Origin of the sequence: Phytohabitans sp. LJ34, from assembly GCF_052068095.1 — a bacterium.
Taxonomy (GTDB): domain Bacteria; phylum Actinomycetota; class Actinomycetes; order Mycobacteriales; family Micromonosporaceae; genus Phytohabitans.
The window spans coordinates 417,508-439,630 of the sequence record NZ_JBQHDG010000001.1; the positions used below are offsets into that span (position 1 = coordinate 417,508).

General features: G+C 71.2%; 18 protein-coding genes. 7 read left to right on the plus strand and 11 right to left on the minus strand.

What is annotated here, in order from left to right; all coding sequences use genetic code 11:
* Window positions 1–2: 2 nt before the first annotated feature.
* The 9 genes from ACTMTJ_RS01995 to ACTMTJ_RS02035 form a co-directional block, all read right to left on the minus strand.
* Window positions 3–2,477 (minus strand): ATP-binding protein, encoded by a 2,475-nt coding sequence (locus tag ACTMTJ_RS01995; protein ID WP_441214258.1) that lies wholly within the window; start codon window positions 2,475–2,477, stop codon window positions 3–5.
* Between the two features lie 32 nt (window positions 2,478–2,509).
* Window positions 2,510–3,847, minus strand: coding sequence for a histidinol dehydrogenase (gene hisD / locus ACTMTJ_RS02000; protein ID WP_441214259.1), 1,338 nt, complete (start codon window positions 3,845–3,847; stop codon window positions 2,510–2,512).
* Complete coding sequence (hisB, locus tag ACTMTJ_RS02005; RefSeq protein ID WP_441214260.1) at window positions 3,844–4,440, minus strand: imidazoleglycerol-phosphate dehydratase HisB; 597 nt, start codon at window positions 4,438–4,440, stop codon at window positions 3,844–3,846. Before hisB ends, hisD begins: the two co-directional genes overlap by 4 nt.
* Window positions 4,441–4,591: 151 nt before the next feature.
* Window positions 4,592–5,554 carry a glycoside hydrolase family 26 protein gene (locus ACTMTJ_RS02010; protein ID WP_441214261.1) on the minus strand — a complete coding sequence of 321 codons (963 nt, stop codon included), beginning with the start codon at window positions 5,552–5,554 and terminating at the stop codon, window positions 4,592–4,594.
* Complete coding sequence (locus ACTMTJ_RS02015) at window positions 5,551–7,020, minus strand: lipopolysaccharide biosynthesis protein (RefSeq protein WP_441214262.1); 1,470 nt, start codon at window positions 7,018–7,020, stop codon at window positions 5,551–5,553. Before ACTMTJ_RS02015 ends, ACTMTJ_RS02010 begins: the two co-directional genes overlap by 4 nt.
* A complete protein-coding gene (locus ACTMTJ_RS02020) occupies window positions 7,008–7,844 on the minus strand; it encodes a sulfotransferase domain-containing protein (RefSeq protein WP_441214486.1) in 837 nt (278 codons plus the stop codon). The genes ACTMTJ_RS02015 and ACTMTJ_RS02020 overlap by 13 nt, the downstream gene beginning before the upstream one ends.
* A 38-nt stretch (window positions 7,845–7,882) precedes the next feature.
* Window positions 7,883–9,109 (minus strand): hypothetical protein, encoded by a 1,227-nt coding sequence (locus ACTMTJ_RS02025; protein WP_441214263.1) that lies wholly within the window; start codon window positions 9,107–9,109, stop codon window positions 7,883–7,885.
* A complete protein-coding gene (locus tag ACTMTJ_RS02030; RefSeq protein WP_441214264.1) occupies window positions 9,099–10,448 on the minus strand; it encodes an O-antigen ligase family protein in 1,350 nt (449 codons plus the stop codon). The genes ACTMTJ_RS02025 and ACTMTJ_RS02030 overlap by 11 nt, the downstream gene beginning before the upstream one ends.
* Entirely contained in the window at window positions 10,445–12,124 is a 1,680-nt protein-coding gene (locus ACTMTJ_RS02035; protein ID WP_441214265.1) for a Wzz/FepE/Etk N-terminal domain-containing protein, read from the minus strand. The genes ACTMTJ_RS02030 and ACTMTJ_RS02035 overlap by 4 nt, the downstream gene beginning before the upstream one ends.
* A 200-nt stretch (window positions 12,125–12,324) precedes the next feature.
* Between ACTMTJ_RS02035 and ACTMTJ_RS02040 the strand changes: the two genes are divergently transcribed.
* On the plus strand, window positions 12,325–14,298 hold the full coding sequence (locus tag ACTMTJ_RS02040) for a CBM96 family carbohydrate-binding protein (protein WP_441214266.1): 1,974 nt from the start codon (window positions 12,325–12,327) through the stop codon (window positions 14,296–14,298).
* Here the strand turns inward: ACTMTJ_RS02040 and cysC are convergent.
* Window positions 14,255–15,784: an adenylyl-sulfate kinase gene (gene cysC / locus ACTMTJ_RS02045; protein ID WP_441214267.1), complete on the minus strand. Its 1,530-nt coding sequence runs from the start codon at window positions 15,782–15,784 to the stop codon at window positions 14,255–14,257. The genes ACTMTJ_RS02040 and cysC overlap by 44 nt on opposite strands.
* 279 nt (window positions 15,785–16,063) lie before the next feature.
* Between cysC and ACTMTJ_RS02050 the strand changes: the two genes are divergently transcribed.
* Entirely contained in the window at window positions 16,064–17,275 is a 1,212-nt protein-coding gene (locus ACTMTJ_RS02050) for a choice-of-anchor tandem repeat GloVer-containing protein (RefSeq protein ID WP_441214268.1), read from the plus strand.
* Window position 17,276: 1 nt separating this feature from the next.
* Here ACTMTJ_RS02050 and ACTMTJ_RS02055 read toward each other — a convergent pair whose 3' ends face one another.
* Window positions 17,277–17,813 (minus strand): DM13 domain-containing protein, encoded by a 537-nt coding sequence (locus ACTMTJ_RS02055; RefSeq protein ID WP_441214269.1) that lies wholly within the window; start codon window positions 17,811–17,813, stop codon window positions 17,277–17,279.
* Window positions 17,814–17,888: 75 nt separating this feature from the next.
* On the opposite strand from ACTMTJ_RS02055, the gene ACTMTJ_RS02060 reads away from it, so the two are divergent.
* The 5 genes from ACTMTJ_RS02060 to ACTMTJ_RS02080 all read left to right on the plus strand — a co-directional run bounded on the left by ACTMTJ_RS02060 (window position 17,889) and on the right by ACTMTJ_RS02080 (window position 22,058).
* Entirely contained in the window at window positions 17,889–18,581 is a 693-nt protein-coding gene (locus tag ACTMTJ_RS02060; RefSeq protein ID WP_441214270.1) for a B3/B4 domain-containing protein, read from the plus strand.
* A gap of 81 nt (window positions 18,582–18,662) precedes the next feature.
* Window positions 18,663–19,577 carry an ABC transporter ATP-binding protein gene (locus tag ACTMTJ_RS02065; protein ID WP_441214271.1) on the plus strand — a complete coding sequence of 305 codons (915 nt, stop codon included), beginning with the start codon at window positions 18,663–18,665 and terminating at the stop codon, window positions 19,575–19,577.
* On the plus strand, window positions 19,570–20,433 hold the full coding sequence (locus tag ACTMTJ_RS02070; RefSeq protein WP_441214272.1) for an ABC transporter permease subunit: 864 nt from the start codon (window positions 19,570–19,572) through the stop codon (window positions 20,431–20,433). The genes ACTMTJ_RS02065 and ACTMTJ_RS02070 overlap by 8 nt, the downstream gene beginning before the upstream one ends.
* Complete coding sequence (locus tag ACTMTJ_RS02075; protein WP_441214273.1) at window positions 20,430–21,341, plus strand: ABC transporter ATP-binding protein; 912 nt, start codon at window positions 20,430–20,432, stop codon at window positions 21,339–21,341. Before ACTMTJ_RS02070 ends, ACTMTJ_RS02075 begins: the two co-directional genes overlap by 4 nt.
* Window positions 21,342–22,058 (plus strand): ABC transporter permease subunit, encoded by a 717-nt coding sequence (locus ACTMTJ_RS02080; RefSeq protein ID WP_441214274.1) that lies wholly within the window; start codon window positions 21,342–21,344, stop codon window positions 22,056–22,058.
* Window positions 22,059–22,123: the final 65 nt, after the last annotated feature.

Sequence of the window (22,123 nt, forward strand, 5' to 3'; positions counted from 1 at the left end):
GTTCAGTGCAGCTCGAAGGACGGCTCGCGCAGCTCGGCCGCCTCTGGCACACCGAGTTCGGAGAAGATTGCGATGGCCTCCCGGTAGGACCGGCTCGCCCCCGACCTGTCTTTGCGGCGCAGGACGAGTGCGCGGCCGTACAACGCTCGCGCCTCGAGATATCTGTCTCCGATCTGTTGCGCCATTTTCAAGGCGTCATCGAAGTTCGTCTTCGCTCCACGATAGTCACCGCGTCCGTACAGCGCGTAGCCAATGTCGTTCAGGGCCTCACACTCGTCTCCACGACTGCCGGTCTGCCGTAGGAGCTCCAACCCGCTGCGATGGTATTTGATGGCGTCGTCGTGCTTGCCGGACCGCGACAGTACGACGCCGAGGTTGTTGAGCGTGTGTCCCTCGACGTGCTGGTCGCCGATCTCCTGAGCTATGCCCAGGGCCAGCTCGTGCTGGGCGAACGCCTCGTCGAGGCGGCTCATCCGCTCGTAGACGATGCCGATGTTGGTGGCGGCCATGGCGACGCAGTGGTGCTCCTTGATGCGGCGCGCCATCTCGTAGGCTTTCTGATGGCATGCCAACGACTCGGGATACTGCCCCAGGCGTTGATACACGAGGCCGAGGTTGGTCAGTGCGGAGGCTTCGCCGACCTGATCCCGCAGGGCTTCGTGTAGCTCGATGGCTGCTTCCTGCACTTCGACCGCGTCTCGATATCGGCCAAGCCGGCGATAGACGATCCCGAGATTGACGAGCGAGTTCATTTCGCCGACCTTGTCGTCGACCGACCGGTAACGCTCCAAGGCGAGCAGCTGGTACTTTACGCCGTCCTGACAGCGGCCGAGCCGGCGCGAAGCGATGCCCAGGGACAGGAGCGCGTCAGCCTCGGCAACCGCGTCGTCCAACCGGCGAGCAGCGTCTACGGCCAGCTTTTTGGTGCTGACCCAGTCGTCCATGCCACCACGTAGGAGGAAGTACGGATGTAACGCAAGGGCCAAACGCCAGACGTATTCGTCCGCCCTCATCTCGACAGCCAGGCTTATCGCGGCGACAAGATTCGACCGTTCGACCTCGAACCATCTCAGGGCCTCCGCGTAGGAAATCGAAGCCTGGTCAGGCTCGGACGGGGATCCGGGTATCTCGATCCTGCGGCACGTAGGGTCCAAAGTCGCACAGGCCTTGCTCGCCTTGGCGAGGTAGTGCGTCAGCATCCGGATCTGCGCTTGCCGGCGTAGCTCGGGCGGGTCGATCCGGACAGCTACGTCGCGGGCATGCTGGCGCAACAAGTCGTGCATCCGGTAGCGGGCGTCGGGCGACTCGTCGACCAGATGCCCGTCGACAAGCTCGTCGAGCGACTCCGCGGCCTCCGTGGCGTCGATGCCGGCCAACGCCGCGACGGCTGTGACGTCGATGTCGCCGCCCGTGCTCAGCCCCAGCGCCCGGAAGACAAGCCGTCCTCGCAGGTCGAGATTTTCGTAGGAGACGGCGAACGCGGCCACCACACTCATGTCGCCTGCTCGCAACTGCTCGATCCGGCGACGCTGCGATCTGAGCCGGTCGGCGAGGGTGGAAGCCGACCAGTTGGGTCGGCTCGCCATACGAGCGCCGGCGAGGCGGATGGCCAGAGGCAGATGGCCACAGAGACCAGCGATCTCCGACGCTTGGGTGGTCCGATCCGCGAGACGCCCCGTCCCGACGATTTTGGTGAGGAGCGCGATGGCCTCGTTGTCCCGCATCGTTTCCAGGCTGATTTGCTGCGCTCCCTCGAGGCCTCCCAGGCGTGACCGGCTCGTGACGATCACGGCCGTGCCAGGTGACCCGGGCAGCAGCTGCCGGACCTGGTGCTCACTCTTGGCGTTGTCCAGGAGGATGAGCAGGCGCCGGCCGGCGATCCGGGTCCGAAAATGGCTCACCCGCTCGTCGAGGGTCGGTGGAATCTTGCCGGCTGGGACCCCTAGCTGGTGGAGCAGGCTTTCCAGGGCATCTGTCGGCTCGGCCGCGACGACGCCGGGCGCGAACCCGCGTAGATCGATGAACAGTTGCCCGTCGGGGAAGCGGCCCTGGATGCGGTGACCGACGTGCACGGCAAGTGACGTCTTGCCAACCCCCGGCATGCCGTGGATCGCCGCGATCGTGACGGTCGGAGACATCACCGACGCCCCGATGTGCCGCGCGATCATATCGACGTGCTGACCGCGTCCGGTGAAGTCTGGGATGTCGCGGGGGAGGTTGCGGGGCGTGACTCCCTCCGCTTCCGGCGCAGGCCCGCCACCCGCCGCGGCACCTCCCCAGAGAGTCCTGAGTCGCCGGTTGCGAACCTCACTCACCACGACCGGTGTCGCCAGCAGCAGGGCGATCGGCCAGGCAAGCCACAGGTATGGTGCGAGCCCCTCCGGAATGCCGGTGGTGGCGACATTTGTCGCTACCGGCAGGAGCAGGAAGAGGACGATCGGCGGCAGCGCGATTGCGATCGTCGGGCGCTTTCGCACGGCCGTCCTCCCCTCGTCGACAGCGCGAGCTCCTAAGGCTCTTCGGTCGCACGGTCGAGCACGAACCGTGCGGCTTCCGAGTGCGCGGGAAAGCCTTCGTAATCGGCCAAGGCCACCGCGATCGGCCCTACCGCCCGAGCACCGGCGGGCGAGACATAGCTGAACGACGACCTCTTGAGGAAGTCGTAGACGCTCACGCAGGAGTAGGAGCGCGCGTTTCCTCCGGTGGGCAGGATGGCGTTGACTCCGAGGGCGAAGTTTCCATACGGAATGGATGCGTATTCGCCGAGCAGCACCTCGCCGGCGTTTCTGATCCTATTGAGCACCGAGAAGGGGTCCTCAACCAGGACCCGTAGGTGCTCGGGTGCGTACTCGTTGACGAAGTCGATGGCATCGGAAAGGTCTGGAGCGACGACGATGCCGCCGTATCCCGAAAAGACCTTCTCGCAGAACTCCCGTCGTGGCGACGGCAGCCGCTGGACCAGTTCGCCGACCAGTGTCGCCACTTCGTCGGCAAGCGTCTGTGATGTGGTGACCAGCACCGCCGCGGAATCCGGTCCGTGTTCGGCCTCGACGATGAGCTCACGAGCCGCGACAGCCGGGTTGGCGCGATCGTCGCAGAGGACCAAGGACTCGCTGGGACCCGCCGGCAGGCCCGGATCCACGACGCCGTAGACGAGTTGCTTCGCAGCGGCAACGTACGGATTGCCGGGACCAATGATTTTGCTGACTCGGGGAACTGTCTTGGTGCCGTATGCCAACGCCGCGACGGCCTGAGCGCCGCCGACCTTCAATACGGTCGAAACTCCGCACAGCTTTGCCATCACGAGGCTGGCCGAGTCGACGGTGCCGTCCGGACCCGGCGGCGTGCAGATCACGATCGTCTGGACTCCGGCGAGGACCGCCGGGACGGAAAGCATCATCATTACCGAGGGAAATGATCCCTTGCCCCGCGGCACATAAAGCCCCACGGATTCGATGGGCGTGATGCGTTCGCCCGTGATCACCCCAGGGGTCGGCTCGATCATCCAGGTCGGTTGTGGGAGTTGGGCCTGGTGATGCCGACGCACGTTTGTGACGGCCTGCCGCATGGTCTCCAGGAGGATCGGGCTCAGCTCCTCTTCCGCCCGCGTGAACTCGTCTTCGGTCACCGCGAGGGCCGTGGGGCTGAGTCGTGCGCCGTCGAACTGCTGAGCGTACTCGACAAGCGCGTCGTCTCCCCGGTGTCGAACGTCCTCGATAATGCGCCGGGCGTCCTCTTGTGCGGCTTCCACATTTGTCTGTGCGCGCCGCAGCAGGCGTAGCCGATCCTCTGGAGACAACTTCGTCAAGTCGTATCGATTGATCTCCACCGCAAAACCCTCGGTCACAAGACACCCTTTGTGCTCGGGACCCCGACGATTCGCGGGTCGAAGGCACACGCGTCGCGCATCGCCTGGGCCAGCGCCTTGAACTGGGCCTCGACGATGTGATGCGCGTTGCGTCCGTAAGGAACGTGCAGGTGAATGCAAATCTGCGCTTGGGCCGAGAATGACTCGACGATGTGTCGGGTCAACGTCGTGTCGTACTCGCCGATCATCGGAGCCATCCCCGCCGGCTCGTTGTGGATGACGTAGGGGCGCCCCGAAAGATCCACTGTCGCCTGCGCGAGAGCCTCGTCGAGCGGAACCCACGCGTGACCGAAGCGGCGAATCCCTTCCTTTGTGCCGAGGGCCTGCCGATACGCCTCGCCAAGAGCCAAAGCGGTGTCTTCGACGGTGTGGTGGGCGTCAATGTGGAGATCGCCTTCGGTCTTGACCGTCAGGTCGAACAACCCATGCTTGCCCAACTGGCTCAGCATGTGATCGAAAAAACCGACGCCGGTGTTGACATCAACCCGGCCGCGCCCGTCGATGTCGACCTCGACAAGAACGCTGGTTTCCTTCGTCTTCCGCTCGACTCGAGCTACCCGGGAGGGATTCACTTCGCTCTCCTTATTCGGTTGGCGGCTAGTGTAGTGGACACGAGAGATCAATGCTTCGACGCATTTGATCATTGGGTGTGCTGATTTTCTTGCATCCCAGTTCAGCCACACGTTGGCGATCTCGCGAAAGCAATTGGTGTCCGTGATACGACTACCGTGCGTTGAACCAACGATCTCTGCCCAGCTCGACGAAGGCCGCGAAAGCCGGCAAGTCGTTCGTCAGGGTGAAGTGGCCGGTCGGGCCCTTGTCGTCGTCCGACTCGAAGTAGCTGACGGCCTTGATCTGCGGGTTGGCCTTAAAAGTGCGGGCGGCGTCCCGCAGCCAGGAAGCCCGCGCCGCCGACCCCCACGCTCCCGCCACGCCGAACTCGCCCACGATGATGGGCTTGTCGTGGCCGGCGGCCCAGCGCAGAAACGGTGCCATCAGCTCGCCGATCGGCCTCAGCTCGCTGCTCGCGTACACGTCGACGCAGGTCCAGTCCACCGCGTCGTCGCCGGGGTAGAAGGCGGGGGCCTCGCCGCGGGCGAAGCCCTCGGCCGTCGGGCACCACACCCAGGAGGCGTTGCGGACGCGTTCCTCGTCGAAGATTTCGCGGACGTACCGCCAGGCGGCGACGAAGTCCTCGCCCGACCACATCGTGGCCCGCAGGTTGGGGCGGTCCATCTCCCACCGGAAGCGGAGCAGCACCGGCACGCGGGCCTTGCGCACGCGTCTCGCCTGCGCCCGGATCAGGTCGTCGTGGCGCCCGGACGTGATCGACCGCGTGTCGCCGGAGGCCCAGCTCAGCATGATGGTCAGGCCCTGCCGGATGAACTCCTCGTCCGACTCGGTGCCGAAATCCTCGTCGAAGCGCCGGTACGTGTTCACGATGTCCAGCCGGCGCCCCAGGTCGTGCTGGAGGCTCTCGATCGCGGCCAGCCTGCCGGACTGGCTGTAGCTCTTCGGCTTCACCCACGCGCCCAGCAGCGCGCCGCGGGCCGGTGGGTCGACCGGGCCGGCGTCGTACGGGCCGGCATGGGTCGCCGCGACCGTCGGGAGTGGAGGCTCGGCGGGCGGCGGCGGACCGCCGCAGGCCGCCAGGGCGAGCACCGCCGCCAGGAGCGCGCGCCTCACCGGAGGATGCCCAGCCGGCGGCGCATCCGCCACACACCCCCGCCATAGGCGGCGAAGGCCAGGGCCGCGGCGGTGAGCACGGCTACCGGGCCCGTCCCGGCCGTGGCCGCGAGCACCTGCGGGAGTACACCGAAGCAGGCGACCGCCAGGCCACCCGCGGCCACCGTGCCGGGGCCGAAGGGGTGTACGCCCAGCGCCCGGCCCACCTGGACCAGCGGCACGATGTTGTTGACCAGCACGGCGGCGGCCAGGCCGACCGCGGCGCCGACCGCGCCGAAGGCGGGGATGAGCGCGAGGTCGAGCGCGACCATGAGGGCGAGTGCGGCGGTGACGTTGGCGAGGTTCCAGCGGGTGCGGCCGGCCATCGACAGGACCACGTCGACCATGCCGCAGCCGGTCGCGACGAGCATCGCGCTCGCGAGGATGACCACCACGGGGCCGCCGGCGCGGTAACCGTCGCCGAAGAGCCCCAGGTAGACCGGCGCGTACGTGATGACCATCAGGTAGAGCGGCCAGGTGACCAGCACGAGCCAGCCGGTAGCCGTCTGGTACAGGTGGTTGGCCGCGAGCCTGTCCCCTATGGACAGTGCTTCGGCGAGTCGGGGCTGGACGCTCTGCGAGATGCCCTGGTTGGCGAGTTGACCCAGCACGACGAAGCGGCTGGCGACCGCGTACACGGCGGCCGCCGCCAGACCGCCCAGCGTGGCGACGAGCAGCACGTCGACCCGCTGGAGGGCCAGCTGGGCGACGCTGGCGACCGATCTTGGCCCGGTGTACCGCCAGAACTGCGCGCGCAGCGCCAGATATGTCTTGTGCCCCGGCCGCCGCACCGGCGTCGGCACGGAGAGGTAGGCGCGGCGCAGCGCGTACCCGGCGAGGAGCGCGACCGGCAGGTACGGCCCGACCCAGGCGGCCGCGTACGCGCCGGGCGTCGAGACGGCGGCGACCGCCAGCGCGCCGATGGTCAGCACCTGCATGGCCGGCCGCGCCACCCGTTCCAGCAGGAGCGTGGGGCGGAGCTGGCGGTAGCCGCGGGTGCCGGCGAGCGCGGCGTCGGAGAGCGCGGCGAGCGGCAGGAAGAGCGCGAGCGAGTCGAGCGGTGCCGGCGCGGCGAACCACAGCACCGCGGCCAGCGCCACTGACGCGGCGGCGACCGGGACCAGGCCGATCCGCAGGCACGCGCCGAGCAGGCGGGTGCGCTCCTGCATGCGCAGCCGCGCGACCCAGTACACGAGGCCGGTCTGGGTGCCGAGCCGGGCCACGCCGCCGGCGAGCACGAAGCCGGCGGTGGCGGCGAAGAACGCGCCGGCCTGTTCGGCGCCGAGCGAACGGGCGACGAGCCAGGTGACCGCGACGCCGGCCACTCCGCTGAACCCGGCGCCGGCCATCCCGGCGAGCCCGCGGCGGGCCATCCCCCCGGTCGCCCGCCGCTTGGCCGGGGCGAGGACGGCGGTCACCGTCGCCATCCCGGGACGGCGCCGAGCCACGTGGTCAGGGCGGTGTCGTGCGGCTCGTAGTACGCGGCGAGCTCCCGGCGGAGGCCTGGATCCATTTCGGACGGACGGGGCCGCGCGTTGTGCCGCTCGAACGGTGGGTCGCCGAGATGCGGCAGCCCGAGGAAGTCCAGGACCTCGCGGTAGACGGTGGACGGTTCGGTGAAGAACCGCTCGCTCTCCACCACGTGGATCCAGCCGCGCCCGACGCGGGCCGCCATCCGGGAGAGGTACGTGGCGTACTCGCCGCGGGCCCGGTACGCGTGGTGCTGGTGGGCGAAGCTGTACGCGCGCGGGTTGGCGGCGAGCCGCTCCTCCTCGCCGGCGAGCCGGGCCGGCTCCAGCGCCAGCGCCTTGGCGAACGACGCCTCCGGCTCGAAGCCGCGGGCGAACTCGTGCGCGTGCTGGGAGTACGCCCGCTCGACCGGGTCGCGGACCAGTGCGACGAGCCGCACGCCGGGCAGGTCGCGGGCGATCCGGGCCGGCGCCTGCGGGTGGTAGAGGTAGTACGGGCTGGACTCGAACGTCTGCGCCGGCACGCCGAAGCGCTGCTCCACCTTGACCGCCGTCCGCCGCAGCGGGAAGTGGCCGCGATACCAGGCCATGCCCCGGTGGTACGAGGTGTCGAAGTAGTGCACGCCCTTGTGCAGCACCGCTTTCAGCACCGCCGGATGGGCGGCCAGCGCCCGGTAGAGCGACGTGGTGCCGCAGCGCTGGCCGCCGCAGATGAGAAACGACGGCAGCATCCGGGCCGGCGCGGTGACCCGGCCGTACGACCTCGATCCGAAGTGGACCATTCGCTTGACCGGCGCGGGCACCCGCGCGCCACGCCCGGTCACAGTGCCGCCACCCGCCGGACGAGCACGGGCAGCAGCCAGGTGCCGAGCACGCCGAGCCGGGCGCCGGCCTCGGCCTGGCGATCGGCCAGGTAGCGGGCGGCGAGGTCGACGAGGTAGAGCAGGGCGGTCAGCCGGGCCGCGGCGCCGGTCACCTCGAACGGCCGGAGCAGCGCCGCCGCGACACCGAGCGTGGCCTCCACCGCCGCCTCCGCGTCCGATGTGGACTGGATCCGGCGCTGGAGGTCGTAGTGGACCGCGTCGAAGCCGAGCGGCACGCCGGTGGTGAACCGCTCCCAGTCCCAGACCAGCAGCGTGTCGGCGAGCGTTGCCATGTTCCAGGGCGACCAGTCGCCGTGCCACGCGCCGTACCGCAGGTCGACGTCCCCACCCCGCTCGACCAGCGTTCGCGCGGCGGTGCCCAGCGCGGCGCCCTCCGGCCGGTCGGCGACCGCGTCCAGCCGGTCCCGCAGCTCCGCCCAGTACGGGCTGGTGGCGAGCCAGCTCCGGGAGGTGCCGCAGCAGCCGGCGACCTCGCGCATGGCGGCCGCGAGCCGATCCGCTGCCAGCGGGGCGCGCGGGCGCCACACCGGCAGCGGCGACTGGACCAGCACCTGGTGCCCCCGCCACTCGCCGGTGTGCAGCACCCGCGGCACCGTCACGTCGCGGATGCCCACGTGGGAGAGGGCGCTGAGCGCGGTCGTCTCGGCCCGCACCAGGCGGCGGGTCAGCGGGCCGGTGCCGAGCTTGGCGAACCCGAGCGTCTCGCCGTCCGGCGCGATCAGCTGGAGCACGGGCTTGCGGTTGGCCCGTGCCGGTCCGATGTGGACGCTGAGGGCCAGGTCGGTGCCGAGTGCCGCGCGCAGGTAGCCGTCGATGGTCTCGCCGGCCGGCCCGCAGATGCGTACCCGATGGCGGAGCAGCACCGACGCGGCGCCGGGCGTGCGCAGGGCGGCGACCACCGCGTCGCGCTTGAGGCGGGCGACCCGCGACTGCGGCTCGGCGTAGCGGCGCACGGCCGCGGCGGCGACCCGGCGCGAGCGCGTGGGCACGAGCAGCCGCGGGCGGCGGGCGTCCGGCACGACGACGTACTCGGTGACCACCGGCGACTTCCCGCGAGTGGTGCACGGCTCGGGATAGAGCAGCCGGAGCACTTCTTCCAGGAACTGGGCGCGCAGGTCCGCGTCACCCGCGGTCAGCCGCGCGGGTGCGGTCTTAACGGGCAAGGGAGTTCCTCCACAGCAGGGTGTACGCGAGAAACATGAAGGCCAGGGGCGTGACGAGCGCGTTGTACCAGAGCATCGCGGCGAAGCCGCCGAAGATGGCGCAGCCGCCGGCGATGCCGATCGGGCCGCGGTCGCGCCGGAAGCGCCACAGCCCGTAGCCGAAGAAGCCCAGGTAGGCGGCGGTGCCGACCAGGCCGTGCGCGAAGAGGAGCTGCCAGAGCTGGCCGTTGCCGCCGACGGTGAAGTTGCCGCAGCGTTCGCAGGCCGCGCTCTCGCCCACGGTGATCGAGTTGCGCCCACCCATCGTGGTGCGCGTCGACCCGAAGCCGACCACCGGCGACTCGGCCATCCCGGTGACCGCCCGTTCCGTCAGGAACGAGCGCACGCCGTTGGAGTGGCCGTCGTCCAGCCGCGCGCCGACCACGCCACCCAGCGGGGTGAGCGCGAGCGCGGCGGCCAGCGCGGCCGCGGCGGCGGCCAGGCCGCCGATCGCCCAGGTGCGGCCGGCGAGGGCCAGGCGGACGGCCACGTACACGGCCGAGACACCGAGCCCGATCCACAGGCCGCGGTTGAGGGAGTGGACGACCGGCACCACGGAGACGGCGAGGCAGGCCAGCGCGAGCAACCGGGTGCGGCGGCGGGCCGGGTACCCCCACGCCCAGGCGGCGAACCAGACCACGAGCAGGCAGAAGTTGTTGCCCCAGGTGTTCGTGTACCCCCAGGGCGCGGCCGGCCGCGGATGCGCGTCGCGGACCACGTCCATGATCTGCGCCGCGTACGGGTGCACCAGCGACTGGACGAAACCCTTGTCGCGCACGTGCGAGGGGAGGAGCAGCTCGACCGGGGAGGTGAACTCGAAGTGGCCGGCGAAGATGCCGAGCAGCCCGCCGGCCACCGTGATCGCGAAGAGCCAGGCGAGGAGGCCGACCAGGCGGCGGCGGGAGAGCTCGGCCTCGGTGAGGTTTCCCGCGTAGATCAGCAGGACGGTCAGCGCCGCGTACTGGATCACGCGATAGCCGGCGCCGATCAGCCGGCCGCTGGCGTGCTCGTCGACCGCGCCGGCCGGTTCGGCGCCGAGCACGGCGACGCCGACGAGCACCGCCGCCAGAAACACCGCCCACAGCGCGAAGCCGGGCGGCAGGCGCACCGGCCGGCCGGCCACGTGCGCCCGGAGCAGCAGGGCGGCCATCGGTACGGCGACGAGCGGGAAGATCAGTACGCCGAGGCCGAGCGCCCACCACAGTGGGTAGAGCAGGAGCACGCCGGCGACCGGCCAGGCGGGCAGGGGCCGTCCCGTGGCGGCGCGCGGCACCTCCGGGGCGGCGAGTGTGACGGTCATCTGAGGTTGCCCGGAGGCAGGCGGATCACGGCGGTAGACGTGGTCAGGTCCACCTCGGCGAGCCCGGCGGAGCTGAGGTCGGCGGGCTCGTCCGTGGGCAGGGGAGCGGGAAGGGGCGCGGGAAGGGGCGCGGGCGCCGCCGGCAGGGCGCGGGCCGGTGCGGCCGGGCGCGGGCCAGGGGTCGAGCCGCCGGCCATCCGGGGCACCACCACCGTGCCCAGCACCGGTGTACCGACCCGGCGCAGCTGCTCAGCCGCGTCGGTCACCTCCGGCCGGCGGGTGCGGCGCAGCTCGACCACGATGATCGCGGCGTCGGCGAGGCTGGCGAGGCTCTGCGCGTCGGCGCTGCTGGAGGTGGCGGGCGCCTCGATCACCACGTACCCGGGACGCGCGCTGAGCAGGTCCAGCGCGTCGCTCAGGCCCTGCGACTGCATGAGCCCGGCGGCGCTGGCGGTGCTGCCGGTGGTGATCACGCGCAGCGACGGGATGCGCGGCGCGTGCTGTACGGCGGCCGCGAGCCCCACCCGCCCGGCGAGCACGTCCGAGAGGCCGGGCGTGGCGGCGACGCCGAAGATCGTGGCGAGCGGCGCGGCGTCCGCGACGCTGTCCGGCAGGTGGGCCCCGACCAGGGTGACGTCGCTGCCGGTGCGGGCGAGGGCGGCGGCCAGGTTCGCCGCGACGAGCGTGGAGGCGACGCCCCGGCTTGCGCCGGCCACCACGACGACCTTGTCGTCCGGCCCCAGGCTGGCCACCACTTCGTTGCGCAGCCGGTTGAACGTGCGGCCGCCGGGCTCGTGCGGCGGCAGCACCCCGTCGAGGTGGGCGGGGGCGGTGAGCTCGGCCAGCACCGGCACCCGGGTGCGCCGGGACACGTCGGCGGCGGTGCGCACCCGGCGGTCCAGCCGCTCGCGCAGCAGGGCCACGCCGAGACCGAGCAGGAGGCCGACCATCGCGCCGGTGGCCAGGTTGAGCATCGGGTCCGGCTTGATCGGCGTCTCGGGCAACCGGGCGTCGCTGATGATCTTTCCGCCGGTCACGGTGGCGGTGGTCAGGTCGTTCAGCTTGCCGCTGAGGTTGTTGAGCTGGTTTTGCGTGGTAGTCCGCTGGCTCTCCAGGTTGGGGCGCAGCGGGCTGCCGTCGGGCAGGGGCGCGAGGCGGCCGTTCACCTGGGAAAGGGTCTTGCTGAGCTGCTTGACCTTGGCGTTGAGGGCGGAGATCTGCGCGTTCAGGTCGGCCTTCGCGCTCTCCTCCCGATTGCGCAGGTACGCCTCCGCGAACGCGTGCGAGCCGGCCCGCGCCGACTCCGGGTCGCCGGCGGTGAAGGCGACCACGAGGACGGCGGTGTTCGCCGGCACCTCCACGGCCACCTGGTGCGCCAGCTCGTCCGGCGGGGTGTCCGACCGCAGCAGCTCGGCGGCGCCCACGGCCACCGCCGTCGAGCGGACCAGCTGGGCCTCGGTGTCCAGGTTGATGTCGCCCTTGGTCCGCCCGCCGACGACGTTCGTGTCCTGGCCGGCCGGCTGGACGAGCACCGAGGTGGCCGACTCGTAGACCTTGGGCTGGACGTGGGTGACGAGGACCGCGCCACCGAGGCCGGCGAGCGCGAGAAGGAGTACCACCCACCAGTGCCGCCGGAGCATGCCGAGGTAGTCGGAGACGTCGGTCGAGGAGTCCATGGGTGGGGAGGGACCTTTCGGCAGGTTTCGGTCTCAGGGCTCAACGGCCGGCCGGCCGAGTTCGTAACTCCCGGCGTGTCGGTCCGTGTATCCAAATAAAAGGTGTGAAACGGGCTAAAGCCATATAGCGTATCTGTGGGCACCAGCCGTCACGACGGCACCACCCCGCACACCCGCCACGCGGCACGGGAGGTATTCCCATGGCGAAAGCGAAGATCGTCGGCGCTACCGCAGGCATCGCGGTCGGCGCGACTGCCCTGGCCGTCCTGCTCGGCTATGCCGGCGGGCAGCTGGGCCGGGCCCCCGACCAGCGCATCGCGGCTGCTGAGGACACGTTCGCCAGCACCAGCGACCCGCACCGCGAGAGCGGCGGCGGTGCCGAGCTCGTCGCCGGCGGGATGGGCGGCGGAGCGGCGGTGACCTACCTGAAGTTCGCCGTGAAGGGACTGCGCGGCGGCAAGGCGCCGGTCCGGGCCGAGGTGCGGCTGAGCCGCCGCTCAGGCGAGCTGCCCGGCCGCATGGAGCTGACCCGGGTGCCGGCGACCGACTGGCGGGAGCGCGCGCTCAACGCCCGTTCCGCGCCCCAGCTCGGCACCGTCGTGGCGAGCGCCGCGCCCCGGCCGCACGACGAGAGCGTGGTCTTCGACGTGAGCCGGGTGATCCAGCGCGAGGGCACGTACGCGTTCGCGGTCACCGCGCCGGCCGGCGACGGCTACGCGACCTTCTGGGCCAACGAGGGCGTGCCGCCGATCGATTCGCTGGTCAAGCCCACCCTGTGGCTCTCCTGGTTTGGCAAGGTGCTGCCCTGGGGCACGGTCACGCCGCCGAGCCCGCCGTCGGTGCCGGTGCCGACCATCTCCACGCCGGCCATCCCCGGGCTGCCCGGCGGGCTGCCGCCCAGCGGCGCCCCAACGGCGGGCTCCCCGCCGGCCGCCGGGCTGCCGGCGGACGAGACCGACCCGGACGACCTGCCGGCCCTGCCATCCCTACCGGGGATGCCGACCCTGCCGACCCTCCCGTCGATGCCGGGCATGCCGACCCTGCCGACCCTGCCGGGCATGCCGGATCTCCCGACACTGCCGACCCTGCCGCCCACGCCGACCCTCCCGCCCACGCCGACCCTCCCGCCCACGCCGACGCTGCCGCCGACCACGCCGCCGACGATGCCGCCCAGCCCCACGCCGCCGCCCACCAACCCCGACCCCAACTGCACCACCGACAGCAAGCTCGTGCCGAGCTGCGGAGTGCTGTGGGGCGTGGCGCCGGGCGCGCACACCGAAACGCCGCGGGCGCGGGCGCTGCGCGACTTCGAGCAGAAGACCGGGCGCCAGCAGGCGATCTACCACGCGTACCACCGTGGCCAGGAAAACTTCCCGACCGCGGACGAGATCGAGATCGCCCGCGAGCGGGTGCTCTTCCTCAACTGGAAGCCGCTGGGCGCCACCTGGGCGCAGATCGCCAAGGGTGACCGGGCCACGGAGGCGTACCTGGACAAGCTCGCCGCCCGCCTGAAGAGCTCGCTCACCGAGCCGTTCTTCTTCACCGTGCACCACGAGCCGGAAAACGACGTCGACCCGCGCCCCGGCTCCGGCCGCACCGCGACCGACTACGCGGCCATGGTGCGCCACGTGCTCGTGGGGCTCCGCGAGCGGGGAGTGTCCAACCTGGTCTCGGTGATGAACTACATGGCGTACGTGCCGCTGAACACCCAGCCCTGGTTCGAGAGCCTCTACCCGGGCGACGACGTGATCGACTGGATCGCCTGGGACGCCTACGCCTACAGCGAGCGCGGCGGGTACGGCTTCGGCGACTTCGCCGAGATGATGAACCGCCGGTCCAGTAGCAAGCCGTCCTGGCCCGGGTTCTACAACTGGGCCGCCGAGCGGCACCCGGACAAGCCGCTGATGCTCGGCGAGTGGGGCGTGTGGCACGACGACGGCAACCCCGGCCACCGGGCCGGCTTCTACGGCTCGGTCAGCCGCCAGATGCCGCTCTTCCCGCGGGTCAAGGCGATGGTGTACTTCGACACGCCCAGCGACCAGCGGGGCCGCGACTCGCGGGTGGACCGCACGCGGGACGGGCTGGCCGCCTACCGCGAGCTCGGGCTGGAGCGCACCTTCCAGGTGCGGGTCAGGCCGGCTGGAGGCGCGACTCGACCCACCCCGTCTCCGTGAGGTGCTGAAGCACCACCTGCACCGCCTCGTCGACCGGCATCTCGCTGGTGTCGACGACCAGGTCGGCGTCGGTGGGCACCTCGTACGGGTCGTCGATCCCGGTCATCCCCCGAAGCTGGCCGGCGCGGGCCTTGGCGTACAGGCCCTTGCGGTCGCGCCGCTCGCAGACGGCCAGCGGCGTCGACACGTACACGAGGAGGAAGCCCGCGCCCGCCTCCTGGGCCAGGGCACGGGCGGTGGCTCGGGCCTTGGCGTAGGGGGCGATCGGGCAGCACAGGGCCATCCCGCGGTGGCGGGCCACCTCGGCGGCGACCCAGCCGATGCGGCGCACGTTGGTGTCGCGGTCTTCCTTGGTGAAGCCGAGGCCCTTGGTCAGCTCGCGCCGCACCACGTCGCCGTCGAGGAGGGTGATGCTGCGGTCGCCGCTCTCCCGGAGCGCGTCGGCGACGCCGCGCGCGATGGTCGACTTGCCGGAGCCGGAGAGCCCGGTGAAGAAGACGACGAGCCCGCGGTGGCGGCGGGGCGGGCGGGCCCGGGCCAGCTCTTTGGCGACCGCCGGCGGCGTGTGCCACTCGGGCAGCGGGAAGCCGCGGTCGAGCAGGTCTTCGATCTCTTCCGGACGCAGGGCCAACCGCCTGTTGCGCGGAGGGATGTCGTCGCGCCAGCGCCACTGGCCGTCGCGGTTGTCGTACGCCAGCTCGCGGGGCACCAGCACGCGCGGGCCACCGCCGGAGAGCATTTCGCCGGTGGAGAGCAGGTGAGTCACCCCGTACGCCGCGGCGACCCGGGCGCGTAGCAGCGCGTCGCGGATCTCGTCGCCGCGCCGGGCCAGCGGCACCGCCACGAGCGTGGCCGGCGGCATCCGGTCGCGGGCAGCGAACACGGCCCGGACCAGCACCTCGGGCGGCAGCCCGTCGAGGCTCGGCCCGGCGACCGGGATGAGGATCAGCAGGTGGGCCGCGAGGGTACGGGCGGCGTGCGCGATCTGCGCCAACTGTGGACGGTGCAGCGGCCGGTCGGCGATCACGCCGAGCACGCGGCCCGGCGGCAGCAGCGACTTGACCTCCTCGGGCGTGCGCCGCAGCCGCTGGAACGGGCCGTGCCCGCCGTCGCCCAGCCGCCGCACGGCACCGCCCACGCCGTAGCGCCCCTCGCGGGTCGGCCACACGTCGGTGACGTCGACGGCGGCCACCGGGGCGCCCTCGAAGTCGGTGAGCACGAGTGCGCGCTGGAGCGGGTTTTCCAGGTCGAGGTCGGAGACGAGGTCGCCGGGGATCTCGAGCGTCACCGGCACGGGCCAGGGCGTGCCGTCGGCCAGCCGCCCGCGGCGGGCCAGACCGGCCAGATCCGCCCTGCCCAGGAAGCCGGTCAGTGGCGTGTATGCCCCAGAGAGCAGCAGCTCGAGGTCGGCCAGCTCAAAGGAGCGCGGCGTGTAGGCCGGCGCGTCGCGCAGCACCTCGTCGGGCATCACCCACCCGTTGCTCATCCCACCCCCAACGGCGAATCGGCTCACAGTTTCGCAGCCGTCCGCTCATCGGTCGAGAGTGCCACGGCTCCCCGGTGTCTGCTACCGGAACGCAGCGACGATACCGGTACGTGACCCGGTTCGCCCGCACCGGCGGCGCGCATCGACAAGAAGCGTCGTCGTTGTGACCCAGGCGACGGTCCGATCAATGCATGGGCGTCGATTGATCGTGTTAGGTTGGCGGCGGCTCGCTCACGTTCGGAGACGAGCTTTTCACTCACAGTAAGAGGGGAGTTCTCTGTGAGAGTCCGGTATCCAGTGGTCATCTCCGCAGCGGTAGCGGTGGCGCTCGCGGCGGTGACGGTGTCGGCGGCCCCGGCCTGGGCGGCGACGGGGACGGTGCTGTACAACTTCGCCGGCGGCAGCGACGGTGAAAGCCCGCAAGGCCCGGTCGTCTTCGACTCCGCCGGCAACCTGTACGGCACGACCACCTTCGGGGGGTCCGGCGACGGCACGGCCTACAAGCTGACGTCCAGCGGGTCGGGCTGGACCAAGACCACGATCCACACCTTCCAGCCCTCGAACGGCCGGCTCCCGCAGGGTCCGCTGACCCTCGACTCCGCCGGCAACCTCTACGGCACCACCTACCAGGGCGGCGCGAGCGGTATCGGCGCCGTGTTCCGGCTGTCGCCGGGCGCGGGCGGCACCTGGACGCAGAGCGTGCTGTTCAGCTTTCCCGGCGGCAACGGCGGCCAGCTGCCCACCGGCGGCGTGACGCTGGACGCGAGCGGCAACATCTACGGCACGACGGGCGGCGGCGGAGTGTGGGGCCAGGGCATCGCCTACAAGCTGTCGCCCAACGGCGGCGGTGGCTGGACCCAGACCGTGCTGCACCACTTCGGCTCCGGCACGGACGGCAGGCACCCGGGTGGCCGGGGAGCGCTGGTCTTCGACCAGTCCGGCAACCTGTACGGCGCCACGGTCGACGGCGGGTCCGCCAACGCCGGCACCGTCTTCCGGCTGTCGCCGAGCGGGTCGACGTGGACCGAGACGGTGCTGCACCACTTCGCCGGCGGCACCGACGGCGCCAACCCGCTTGGCAGCGTCCTGCTGGACGCCTCCGGCAACATCTACGGCACCACGTCGGAGGGTGGCACCAGTAGCAACGGGACCGTGTACAAGCTGACCGGCTCCGGGTCCACGTGGACCAAGAGCGTCATCTTCAACTTCCCCGGCGGTGCCAGCGGTCACTCGCCGTTCGCCGGCGTGATCGCCGATCCCGCGGGCGACCTCTACGGCACGACCGTCGGCGGCGTCTTCGGCGCGGGCGGCGTCGTGTACAAGCTGGCGCCCTCGGGCGCGAGCTGGACGCAGAGCGTGCTCTACACCTTCAGCGGCGCCGGCACCGGCTCCTACGGCGGCCTGGTCCGCGACTCGGGCGGCAACCTGTACGGCACCAACGCGAGCGGCGGCCCCAGCTCCGCCGGACAGGTGTTCAAAGTGACGCCCTGACCTAGCTCAGCGCGGCGGCGCCGAACGAGACCGAGAAGCGCTTGCACCAAATAGAAACGCTGTGCAGCCGGTCGAGGTCGGTATCCGCGGGAATCGCGTACGCCTGGTCACCCTTGTTGCCCTTGAGGCGGCCAAGCTCCAGCCAGGTGCCATCGTCGAAGACGCGCCAGCCCGCGGTGCCCTTCTTGACCGGCTGATCAGTCAGCCACACCCGCAGGTCGGGTCCGTTCGAGGTGTCGAGGTCGACGAGCTCGAGGCGGTGCGAGCCGTCGGCGTTCCGGATGATCCGGGCGGTGCCGGTGGTCTCGTGCTCGTGGGTGATGAACGTGCCCTGCCGGACGACGGTCGGGGCCTTGGGCGCGGCGCTCCCGGTCGCCGCCGGAGCCGCCGCGGGCGGCGTCGTCTCGACGGCGGCGAGGGTCTCGCTCACCTCCTTGTCGGTGACGAGCTTCCACGGCTGAAACCAGTAGAGGCCGAATACCCCGCCCACGGCGAAGACGGCCACGACGACGATCCAGATCACCGGCCTGCGCAACACCCCCTCAGTAGACCGCCCGCGCAGGCCCGGTGACCCTTATGAAACGGTTACCGCTGCGGTCAGTATCATGACCGCATGGTGCATCACGGTGACCAGTGGTTCGCGGAGGCGTACGTCGACCCATCGGTGTTCGCGCTCCGCCCGGACTACCGCGCCTTCCTGATCCTGGCCGACGGGCTGGTGCCCGGCCCGAGCGACGGCGTCACGGAGAAGCTGCTCCGCGCGGCCGAGGACGGGGCACCGGTCGACCACCCGCACGTGGAGGCGTGGCGGGAGGCGTTCCGGGCGTTCGGCGCCAAGCCGCAGCGCACCCGGCCGAGCGTCGACGCGCTGGTGCGCCGCGCGCCGCAGGGCCTGCCGCGGGTCGACCGCCTCACGGACGCGTACAACGCGGTGTCCGTGCTGCACGCGGTGCCGATCGGCGGCGAGGACGTGGACCGGTACCGCGGGCCGCTGCGGCTGGTGCGGGCCACCGGCGACGAGCCGTTCGACACCATCGTGGACGGTGCGTCGGCCGTCGAGCACCCCAGCCCCGGCGAGGTGGTCTGGCGCGACGACGAGGGTGTCACCTGCCGGCGGTGGAACTGGCGCCAGTGCGTGCGCACCCGGCTCGGCCCCACCACGACGAAGGCGGTGTTCATCCTCGACGCGCTCGGGCCGATGAGCGACGAGGCGCTGGCCCAGGCCGGATCGGCGCTCGTCGACGCGCTCCGCGCCACCAGCCCGGGGGTACAGATCGAGAGCCGTACCCTACAACCGGCGACATAGGCCCGCCGGGGGAGACCCTGAGGGCAGGTCCAGGGTTACGCCTGATACCTCCGAACACTCCCCGTTACCTACGCTGACCGCGTGACCCTCATAGCGACCGAATCGCTCACCAAGACCTACGGGGGCCGGGTGACGGCGCTGTCTGACCTGACGGTCAGCGTCGAACCCGGCATCGTCGGGCTGGTCGGAGCCAACGGCGCGGGCAAGTCCACGCTGATAAAGATCCTCCTGGGCTTGCTCGCCCCCACCAGCGGTCGGGTGCGCGTGCTCGATCTCGATCCCACCGTCGACGCGGCCGCGGTGCGGGCCCGGGTCGGCTACATGCCGGAGCACGAGTCGCTCTCGCCCGACCTGTCCGCCGCCGAGTTCGTCACCCATCTGGGGCGGATGAGCGGCCTACCGCGTACCGCGGCGCGCGAGCGGGCCTCGGAGGCGCTGCGCCACGTCGGCCTGTACGAGGAGCGCTACCGCCAGATCGGTGGCTACTCGACCGGCATGAAGCAGCGTGTGAAGCTCGCCCAGGCGCTCGTGCACGACCCCGACCTGCTGCTGCTCGACGAGCCGACAAACGGCCTCGACCCGGCCGGCCGCGACGCCATGCTCGCGCTGATCCACCGGATCGGCAACGAGTTCGGCATCTCGGTGGTGGTCTGCTCGCACCTGCTCGGCGAGGTCGAGCGGATCTGCGACTCGCTGATCGCGATCGACGGCGGGCGGCTGCTGCGCTCGGACAACATCTCCGCGATGACCACGGTCACCGACGTCCTGGCGGTGGAGGTGAGCGAGGGCACCGACCTGCTCGCCGCCCGGCTCGACCTGCTCGGCCTCAGCGTCCGGCGCGACGGCCGGCTGCTGCTCGTGCCGCTTGAGGACGACGCCACGTACGACCGCATCCTGGCCGCGGTGGCCGAGCTCGACCTGCCGCTGCACCGTCTCGACCAGCGGCGCCACCGCGTCGCCGAGCTCTTCGCGACCCGGGAGGTGACCCATGTCTGAGGCCGCGGGTGTCATCCACGACATCGGTTACCAGCGCTACGCCGGCCCACGCCTCGGCCGGGGGTACGTGTTCACCTCGCTGTACGTGCACGGGCTGCGCACCGCGTTCGGCCTCGGCCGGAGCGCGAAGGCCAAGATCTTCCCGTGGTTCGTGCTCGGCGTGGTTTTCCTGACCGGCGTCATCCTCGCCGCGGTCCGCACCCAGATCCCGGACGCGGGGGTCACCTACACGGCGTTCGCCGACATGATGGCCTGGCTGGTGGTCTTCTTCGTGGCCGTCGTCGCGCCCGAGCTCGTCTCCCGCGACCTGCGGGCGGGCGTGCTGCCGCTGTACTTCTCCCGGCCGCTGCGCCGCAGCGACTACGCGTACGCGAAGCTGGCCGCCCTGGCCACCGCGGTGTGGCTGCTGCTCGGCGCGCCGCAGATCGTGATGTTCCTGATCGCCGCGTTCTCGGTCGACAGCATGAGCCAGTTCTGGACCGAGGTCGGCGACGTCGGCCCCGGGCTGCTCTACGCGGCGATGTGGGCGTCCGTCTTCGCCGGGATCGGCCTGCTGGTCGCGTCGCTGACCGGCAAGCGGGCGTTCGCGGCCGGCGGGATCGTCGGGGTGTTCCTGATGACCACGCCGATCGTCGGGGTGGTGTCGGTCATGCCGTCGGAGACCATGAACGACCTGGCGCTGCTCTTCAGCCCGGCCAGCCTGGTCTTCGGCGTCGGCGTGTGGATGTTCGGCTCGCCCGACGGCAACGACGACATCGGCCCGTTCGGCCCGCTCTACCTGGCGGTGATGATCGGCCTCGTGGCCGGCTGCGTCGCCCTCCTCCAGGCCCGCTACCGGAAGGTCGCCTCGACATGAGTGACGTCACGCTCGCCGGCGTCTCCCGCTGGTACGGCAACGTGGTGGCCGTCAACGACGTCACCATGACGCTCGGCCCCGGGGTGACCGGCCTGCTCGGGCCGAACGGAGCCGGCAAGACCACCGTGCTCCACATGATGGCCGGCTTCCTCGCCCCCTCGCGGGGCACGGTCACGATCGACGGCGAACCCACCTGGCGCAACCCGTCCGTCTACAAGCGACTCGGGTTGGTCAGCGAGCGCGAGGCGGTGCACGACTTCCTGACCGCCCGCGAGTTCCTGCTCGTCAGCGCCCGGCTGCACCGCCTGCCCGACCCGGAGGCGGCCGCGCAGCGGGCCCTCGAGCTGGTCGAGATGACCGACGCGCAGGACCGCCGCATCGGGACGTACTCCAAGGGCATGCGCCAGCGCACCCGCGTGGCCGCCGCGCTGGTGCACGACCCGCAGGTGCTGCTGCTGGACGAGCCGTTCAACGGCATGGACCCGCGCCAGCGGCTGCACATGATGGAGCTGCTGCACCGCCTCGGCTCGACCGGCCGCACGATCCTCTTCAGCTCGCACATCCTCGAAGAGGTCGAGCAGGTCTCCGGCACCGTGCAGGTGATCGTGGCCGGCCGGCTCGCCGCCTCCGGCGACTACCGCGCGATCCGCCGCCTCATGTCCAACCGGCCACACGTCTTCGCCGTCCACTCCACGGACGACCGCCGGCTCGCGGTGGCCCTGATGGGGCAGGCGTCGGTGACCGGCGTCGAGATCGACCGCGCGGGCCTGACCGTGCGCGCCGGCGACTACGGCAGCTTCACCCGCGCACTGCCCAAAATCGCGCTCGCCGAGGGCATCCGGGTACGCCGGCTGCTCCCTTCGGACGAGTCCCTGGAGAGCGTCTTCTCCTACCTGGTGGAGGCTTAGGTGGTACCCCAGACGATCGCGTGGATCACCGCTCGTGGCCTCTTCGGCCGCCGCCGGTTCCTCCTGCTCATCCCGCTGCCGCTGCTGGTGGTCGGGCTCGCCATCCTCAGCCGCGGCTTTGGCGTGGCACCGGAAAACTGGGCCCAGCCGGTCCTGGTCGGCCTCGGCCTGGCCGTGGTGCTGCCGGTCATCGCGCTCATCGTGGGCACGGGCGTGCTGGGCTCGGAGATCGACGACGGCACCATCGTGCACATCCTGACCAAGCCGCTGCCCCGCTGGCAGATCGTGCTGCCCAAGCTCGTCGTGGCGGCCGCGGTCACGACGGTCACCGTCTCCGTCTCGCTGTACGTGGCCGGCGTGCTCGCCGACTCGGTGCGGCTGGGCCTTGGCCTCGCGCTGGCCGGCCTGGTGGGTTCGGTGGTGTATTCGGCGCTGTTCCTGGCGATGAGCCTGTTCACCCGGCGGCCGGTCCTGCTGGGCCTGGTGTACGTGCTGGTGTGGGAAGGCCTGCTGGGCAACTTCGTCTCCGGCACCCGGGTGCTGTCGGTCCAGCAGTACGTGCTGACGATCGCCGACAAGGTCGCCCCGACGGGCCTGCTCCAGTCGAAGGTGTCCTTGCCGGTCGCGATCATCATGTCCGCGATCTTCGCGGTCGGCTTCACGGTGCTCGCGATCGACCGGCTGCGCTCCTTCTCGGTCGCGGGGGAGACCTCGTAGCTCCGACCGTCCTCAGGGCTGGGTCGGCGCGCCCAGCCCTGAGGTAAGGGCTTTCCCGAGACAGT